This is a genomic window from Massilia genomosp. 1 (genome assembly GCF_011682185.1).
Lineage (GTDB): Bacteria > Pseudomonadota > Gammaproteobacteria > Burkholderiales > Burkholderiaceae_D > Telluria_A > Telluria_A rubra.
This window is the reverse complement of sequence record NZ_WHJF01000184.1, coordinates 1-6,024: the sequence shown is the minus strand read 5'-3', so window position 1 is coordinate 6,024 and position 6,024 is coordinate 1. Positions and strand designations below refer to the sequence as shown.

The 6,024-nt window shown below is 65.4% G+C and carries 4 protein-coding genes and 1 pseudogene; 3 read left to right on the top strand and 2 right to left on the bottom strand.

What is annotated here, in order from left to right; genetic code table 11:
* Positions 1 to 97 precede the first annotated feature (97 nt).
* Positions 98 to 316, bottom strand: coding sequence for an arabinan endo-1,5-alpha-L-arabinosidase (locus F1735_RS32175; protein WP_167240915.1), 219 nt, complete (start codon positions 314 to 316; stop codon positions 98 to 100).
* Between the two features lie 359 nt (positions 317 to 675).
* Here F1735_RS32175 and F1735_RS32170 point away from each other — a divergent pair, with 359 nt between their 5' ends.
* From F1735_RS32170 to F1735_RS32160, 3 genes are read left to right on the top strand one after another with little or no spacing between them, the layout of a single operon-like run.
* On the top strand, positions 676 to 1,935 hold the full coding sequence (locus tag F1735_RS32170) for a hypothetical protein (protein ID WP_167240913.1): 1,260 nt from the start codon (positions 676 to 678) through the stop codon (positions 1,933 to 1,935).
* Between the two features lie 10 nt (positions 1,936 to 1,945).
* On the top strand, positions 1,946 to 2,392 hold the full coding sequence (locus F1735_RS32165; RefSeq protein WP_167240911.1) for a phosphate ABC transporter substrate-binding protein: 447 nt from the start codon (positions 1,946 to 1,948) through the stop codon (positions 2,390 to 2,392).
* 2 nt (positions 2,393 to 2,394) lie between these two features.
* Positions 2,395 to 5,094, top strand: coding sequence for a bifunctional diguanylate cyclase/phosphodiesterase (locus tag F1735_RS32160; protein WP_167240909.1), 2,700 nt, complete (start codon positions 2,395 to 2,397; stop codon positions 5,092 to 5,094).
* Positions 5,095 to 5,345: 251 nt separating this feature from the next.
* Here the strand turns inward: F1735_RS32160 and F1735_RS32155 are convergent.
* Positions 5,346 to 5,672, bottom strand: a pseudogene (locus tag F1735_RS32155) (transposase domain-containing protein).
* Positions 5,673 to 6,024: the final 352 nt, after the last annotated feature.

Below are 6,024 nucleotides of genomic sequence, written 5' to 3'. Positions count from 1 at the left end.
GACGACGGTACACCTCAATCCCGAAAAAAGTGTCACGGAAGCCGTCACCAAAAAGGAGAAAAATCAAGCACTCAAAAAAGCAGCGTAAAAATCGTATTTAGGCGACAACTAGCTTGCAAATTTCCGACCAGGTGAGCAGGTCTTTCGAGCTCGAGTGCCAGATACCTTTCTCGCCCGTGGTGAAGTTGAAGTAGGTGTCGCCGTCCTTGGTGATGGTGCCGGGGTCGTGCGCGTTCTTGACGCCGGCCAGTTCGATGGCCGACGCCGGGGCGACGCACATGGCCAGGGCCAGCGCCGCGATGAGTGGTTTTGACATGGGGTCTCCGTTATGGTTGTGCTTGTCCTGCCAACGGAGGGTAGGCCCGGCGCGCCGCGCGGACCAATGAATTTTTCGCGCCGCGCGATCACCGTTTCGGTATCGCACGCCAGGCTACCCTCCCCCCGCACCACAAGAATCCCTCCAAATGTTGCATTTCCGCAGCACAAGTTATCAAGATGACTGCGTCCGGGACAAAAATTATCGACAAGCGCCACCCTGCCCTATAAAGTCGAAGCTGAACCCCGCGCCGGCCCTATTCCCGCCAGCCTGAAAAACAACATTCCCGCACCTGGCCCGAGCCACGCGCACCGACGTGCTGCGCCTGCGCGCGGCATGCTTCACCGGACTCTCTATTTATGACCAAGCTTGCTTCCCGCACTGCCCCTGTCGTCACGCGCGCCTGCACCTTGGCCGCCCTGCTGCTGGCCGGCGGCGGCGCGCGCGCGGCCGATCGCGACGGCCTGGCCTGGACCTTCGGCGGTTTCGGCACGGCCGGCGTGACCTACTCCGACAACCGCCACGCCGATTTTTCCTCCAGCGTCCTCAAGGCCACCGGGGCCGGCTACACCGACGCCTGGAGTGCGCATGTGGACAGCCGCCTCGGCGCGCAGCTCGGCGTGACCGTCAACAAGCAGTGGTCGGGCGTGGTGCAGGTGATCGCCGAACAGCGGCTCGACCAAAGCTATCGCCCCATCGTCGAATGGGCCAATGTCAAATACCAGGCCACGCCGGACTTGTCGCTGCGGCTCGGGCGCATCGGCCTGCCGATCTTCCTGGCGGCCGACTACCGCAAGATCGGCTATGCCTACCCGTGGGCGCGCACGCCGGTGGAGGTGTACGGTGCCATCCCGATCAGCAACAGCGACGGGGTCGACGTCAGCTACCGCTGGCGCGCCGGCGACGTCAAATTCGTCAGCCAGGCATTCGCCGGCGGCACCACCCTGCAACTGCTCGACGATAACAGTGTCAAGGCGCGCAAACTGACCGGCGTCTCGACCACCGCCGAACACGGCGCCCTGAGCGGGCGCATCAGCGCCTTCAGCAGCGAGGTGACGATCAACCTGGCCGGCTATCTGTTCGACGGCCTGCGCCAGTTCGGCCCGCGCGGCGAAGACCTGGCGCGCCAGTATGAAGTCGAGCGCAAGCGCTTCAACGCCCTGACCGTCGGCGCCACTTACGATCCCGGCAACTGGTTCGTCATGGGCGAAATCGGGCGCTTCACCACCCATTCCTTTTTCGGCAAGTCGGTCACGGTATATTCCAGCGCAGGCTACCGCTTCGGCGCCTTCACGCCGTATATCGCGTTCGCCGGCGCCAAGGCCAAGAGTCCCACGCGCGACCCCGGCCTGCCGCTGGACGGCTTGCCGCCGCAGCTGGCGGTGCCGGCCGGCCAGCTCAATGAAGGCCTGAACTACCTGCTCAAGAGCGTGCCGGTCCAGAACACCGTCAGCGCCGGGATGCGCTGGGATGTGCGCCACAATATCGCCCTCAAGCTCCAGTACGACCGGGTGCGCCCGGGCCAGCATTCGCGCGGCACCCTGTTCAACGTGCAGCCGGGCTTTGGCGTACACCCGCGCGTGAACCTCGCGAGCGCGGTGCTCGACTTCGTCTTCTGAGGACGGCGCCATGACCCCCAACTCACTTCGACGCGTGCTGGCCGCCTGCGCCCTGGCGGCGGCATTGTCTGCGTCATCGCTGCCCGCCGCCGGCGCCGAACTGGTGGTGATCGTCTCGGCCAAAAGCCCGGTCGCCAGCCTGCGCGCCGACCAGGTGGCCGACATCTTCCTCGGCCAGGTCGGCACCTTTCCCGACGGCGCCGAAGCGGTGGCGCTCGACCAGCGCATCGGCTCCCAGCTGCGCGACGAATTCTATGCGCGCGTGGCCGCCAAGACGCCGGCCCTGCTCAAGGCTTACTGGACCAAGATGATCTTCACGGGACGCGGCCAGCCGCCCCAGGAAGCCGGCGACAGCGCCGCCGTGCGGCGCATGGTGGCCGACAATCCGGCCCTGATCGGCTACATCGACAAGGCCGCGCTCGACCCGAGCGTCAAGGCCGTGCTGGTGGTGCGCTGAGCATGAACGGCACGCGCGCCCGCCTCACGCGCCTGCTCGGGCTGGCGCAGGAAACCCACATCTCGCTGCCGCTGTTCGCCATGCTGCTGCTGGCGATGATCTGGATGGCCACCGACCACTTCATCGGCATCGAGCGCACCGCCGCGCAAAGCGCCGCGCGCGAGTCGAGCCAGGAACTGATCGACACCTACGAAGCGCAGATGCAGCGCAACCTGGGCAGCATCGACCAGACCCTGAAAGTGCTCAAGTACGCGGTCGAACTGAAAGGCACGGCCGGCGCCCTGCCCGCCCTGAACCAGCAAGGCTTGCTGCCTTCGGGCCTGGTGTTCGTGGTCAGCATCGCCGACCGCGACGGCATGCTGGTGGCCAGCAATCCACCGGCGCGCACGATCGACGTGTCGCGCCAGGGCTACTTCGGCTTCCACCGCGACAGCGATACCAGCACGCCCTACGTCAGCCAGACCCTGCGCGACGACGCCAATCCCGACTGGCACCTGCACTTCACGCGGCGCCTGAGCGACAAGGATGGCAGCTTCGCCGGCGTGGTCATCGTCGAAGTCGACCCGGCCTACTTCACCAGCGGCTACGAGCGCTCGCGCCTGGGCGAGTCGGGCGCGCTCGGGCTGTATGGCGCCGACGGCGTTTTCCGCGCCCTGCGCATCGGCGACAAGGTGGTCTGGGGCCAGGCCGCGCCGCGCTTCGCGCGCGAGGCCGGCGCCGGCCAGGCGGTGGCCAGCAGCTGGGACGGCGTGCGCCGCTACACCAGCGTGCGCCGCCTGCACGGTTTTCCGCTGACCGCGCTGGTCGGCCTGTCCGAACACGAGTCGATGGCCGCTTTCGAGCAGCAGCGCCGCAACTACCTGTGGGTGGCCGGCAGCGGCAGCGCCCTGCTGGTCGTCATCGTCACCCTGGTGTGCGTCTGGTCGTGGCAGCTCACGCGCACCCGGCGCCGCATCCGGCGCGCCCAGGAAACCTACGCCGCCGCGTCGGAAGCGAGCCTGGATGCGTTTTTCGTCATGCGCAGCATGGTCGACGACAGTGGCGCGATCAGCGACTTCGTGATCGAGACGACCAACACGCGCGCCGAAACGCTGGCCGGCATGGACAAGCCGGCCCTGCGCGGCATGCGCCTGTCGGCCATGCTGCCGGCTTTTCGCGACAACGGCATCTTCGAAGACCTGATCAAGGTCACCCTGGACGGCGGCGTGCATGAAGCCGAATGGCTGGCCGAATTGAGCGGCGCGCGCACCTGCTGGCTGCACCGCCAGGTGGTGGCGGTCGAAGACGGCGTGGTGGCGATCGTGCGCGACATCACCGAGCGCAAGGTGGCCGAGGAACGCATCCGCCACATGGCGCACCACGACGAGCTGACCGGCCTGCCCAACCGCAGCCTGATCCGCGACCGCCTGGACCAGGCCATCGTCCAGGCGCAGCGCCGCAACCGCTGCGTGGCGGTGGCCTTCATCGACCTCGATGGCTTCAAGCTGGTCAACGACGGCCTCGGTCACAACGCCGGCGACGAACTGCTCAAGGTGGTCGGCACGCGCATGGCGGCCTGCGTGCGGCGTGAAGACACGCTGGGGCGCTTCGGCGGCGACGAATTCATCATCATCCTGCCCGACCAGCCGGACAACCCGATGGCGGTCGCGCCGGTGCTGGAAAAGATACGCCAGGCCGTTACCGAACCGATCCTGCTGGGCGGCCAGGAAGTGCAGGTCAGCTGCAGCATGGGGGTGGTGATGTACCCGCGCGACGGGGCCGAGCCGAACACCCTGATGATGAACGCCGACGCCGCCATGTACCGCGCCAAGGAGATGGGCAACAACAACTTCCAGTTCTACACGCGCGAGATGAACGCCAGCGTGGAAGAAAAACTGGTGCTGCTCGAAGGCTTGCGCGGCGCCCTCGAGGACGGCCAGTTCCACCTGCTGTACCAGCCCAAGGTGGACCTGCGCAGCGGCCTCATTTTCGGCGTCGAAGCGTTGATCCGCTGGGAGCATCCCGAGCATGGCGTGGTCTCGCCGATGCGCTTTATCGGACTGGCCGAAGAAAGCGGGCTGATTGTCGCGATCGGCGACTGGGTGCTGCACACGGCCTGCCGCCAGAACAAGGCGTGGCAGGATGCGGGCCTGGGCCCGGTGACGATGTCGGTCAATGTCTCGCCGCGCCAGTTCGAAGAAAAGCGCCTGGTCGAACGGGTCGCCGCGGCCCTGCGCGAGAGCGCCCTGCCACCAAGCGCGCTGGAGCTCGAAGTGACCGAAAGCCTGATCATGCGCGACCTGTCGCAATCGGTCGAGAAGATGCGCGAGTTGAAGGCGATGGGCATTTCGCTGTCGATCGACGACTTCGGGACCGGCTATTCGAGCCTGTCGGCGCTCAAGTCCTTCCCCATCAGCACCCTGAAGATCGACAAGTCCTTCGTGCGCGAACTGGCCGACAATCCCGACGACCAGGCCATCGCCAAGGCGGTGATCTCGCTCGGGCACATGCTCAAGCTGCGCGTGATCGCCGAAGGCGTCGAGACCGAGCAGCAGTGTACCTTCCTGCGCGATAACGACTGCGACGAGATGCAGGGCTACCTGTTCAGCCGTCCGGTACCGCCGGCGCAGATCGCCTTGCTACTGGAGGAACAGGCGCGCATGCAGGCCGGCTGCGACAGCGCCGGGCGTGACTTGTTCGGCCCGCACGCCGATGCGGCATGACGACGATAGCTTGAACTAACCGTGGTGCGCGCAGGTCCAATCGGTACATGAGCGATGTGCCTGTGTTCTGATTGGAGGTTCTTCATGCTATCGAAACTACTCAAGGCGTTTCCCGGCGCATTTTCGAGCAAGGAATCCTCCGACGCGAGCGATCATGCGAACGACGGTATAGATATCGGGCGGTAAGCGCCAATCTGGTGGGCATGATTGCATGATCGTAATTCCTCTAAGCGGCCGTCGCGCACATAGCCTCACAGGCGAGCGGTCTTGCTCTCTCCGTTACCCGGCACCAGCGCCGGGATCGGCGCATCCTCGTCCAGCGGCCGCAGGCCGCCACTGCGGACCGGGCAGGCGTCGGCCGTTGGCGCATACACCTTCCCGTCACGCGGCAGATGCTCGGGCAAAGGCCGGCGCACCGACTTCTTGCGCGGCGCCTGGTCGGCGGCCGGCATCTCGCTCGCCGCCTCGGCCTCATCGCCCTGCGGGTCTTCCAGCTACAGGCCCAATGGCGCGATCTGGTGGTCCAGCTTTTCCGACTTGCGGCCGGACTGCATACGCCGCAACTTGGCGATCTGCAGCTTGAGCTGCCATGATCAGGAGCTGGGTACACACAATGCGCGCTTAACTTCTTTGACGAATCGCATGTAGGATATTTCCCGTCGATGTCGATCCGCTTTTATTAAAAATTTCGAGTAAAATTTAAATAGTGCCAACTACTATTAAAGCCGGCCATATTAGTGGCCGCCACTAACAAGGACAATCTCGCATGCCCCTTCCGTCCACCGGCCGGCTCGGCCACTACGGGCCCAATGCCGTTTTGAGTGGAAGTTGACTTCGGCTACCATATCGGCTACCGCTGTGAATGTCTGCGCCTTGCGGCGCTTGTCGATGTCCGGTCCGGAGCAGGGTCAAGGGCGGGCGGCGCGAAGC

Coding starts and splice junctions, on each gene's coding strand:
- F1735_RS32170 (WP_167240913.1), top strand. CDS start 676: ATGACCAAGCTTGCTTCCCGCACTGCCCCTGTCGTCACGCGCGCCTGC.
- F1735_RS32165 (WP_167240911.1), top strand. CDS start 1,946: ATGACCCCCAACTCACTTCGACGCGTGCTGGCCGCCTGCGCCCTGGCG.
- F1735_RS32160 (WP_167240909.1), top strand. CDS start 2,395: ATGAACGGCACGCGCGCCCGCCTCACGCGCCTGCTCGGGCTGGCGCAG.
- F1735_RS32175 (WP_167240915.1), bottom strand. CDS start 316: ATGTCAAAACCACTCATCGCGGCGCTGGCCCTGGCCATGTGCGTCGCC.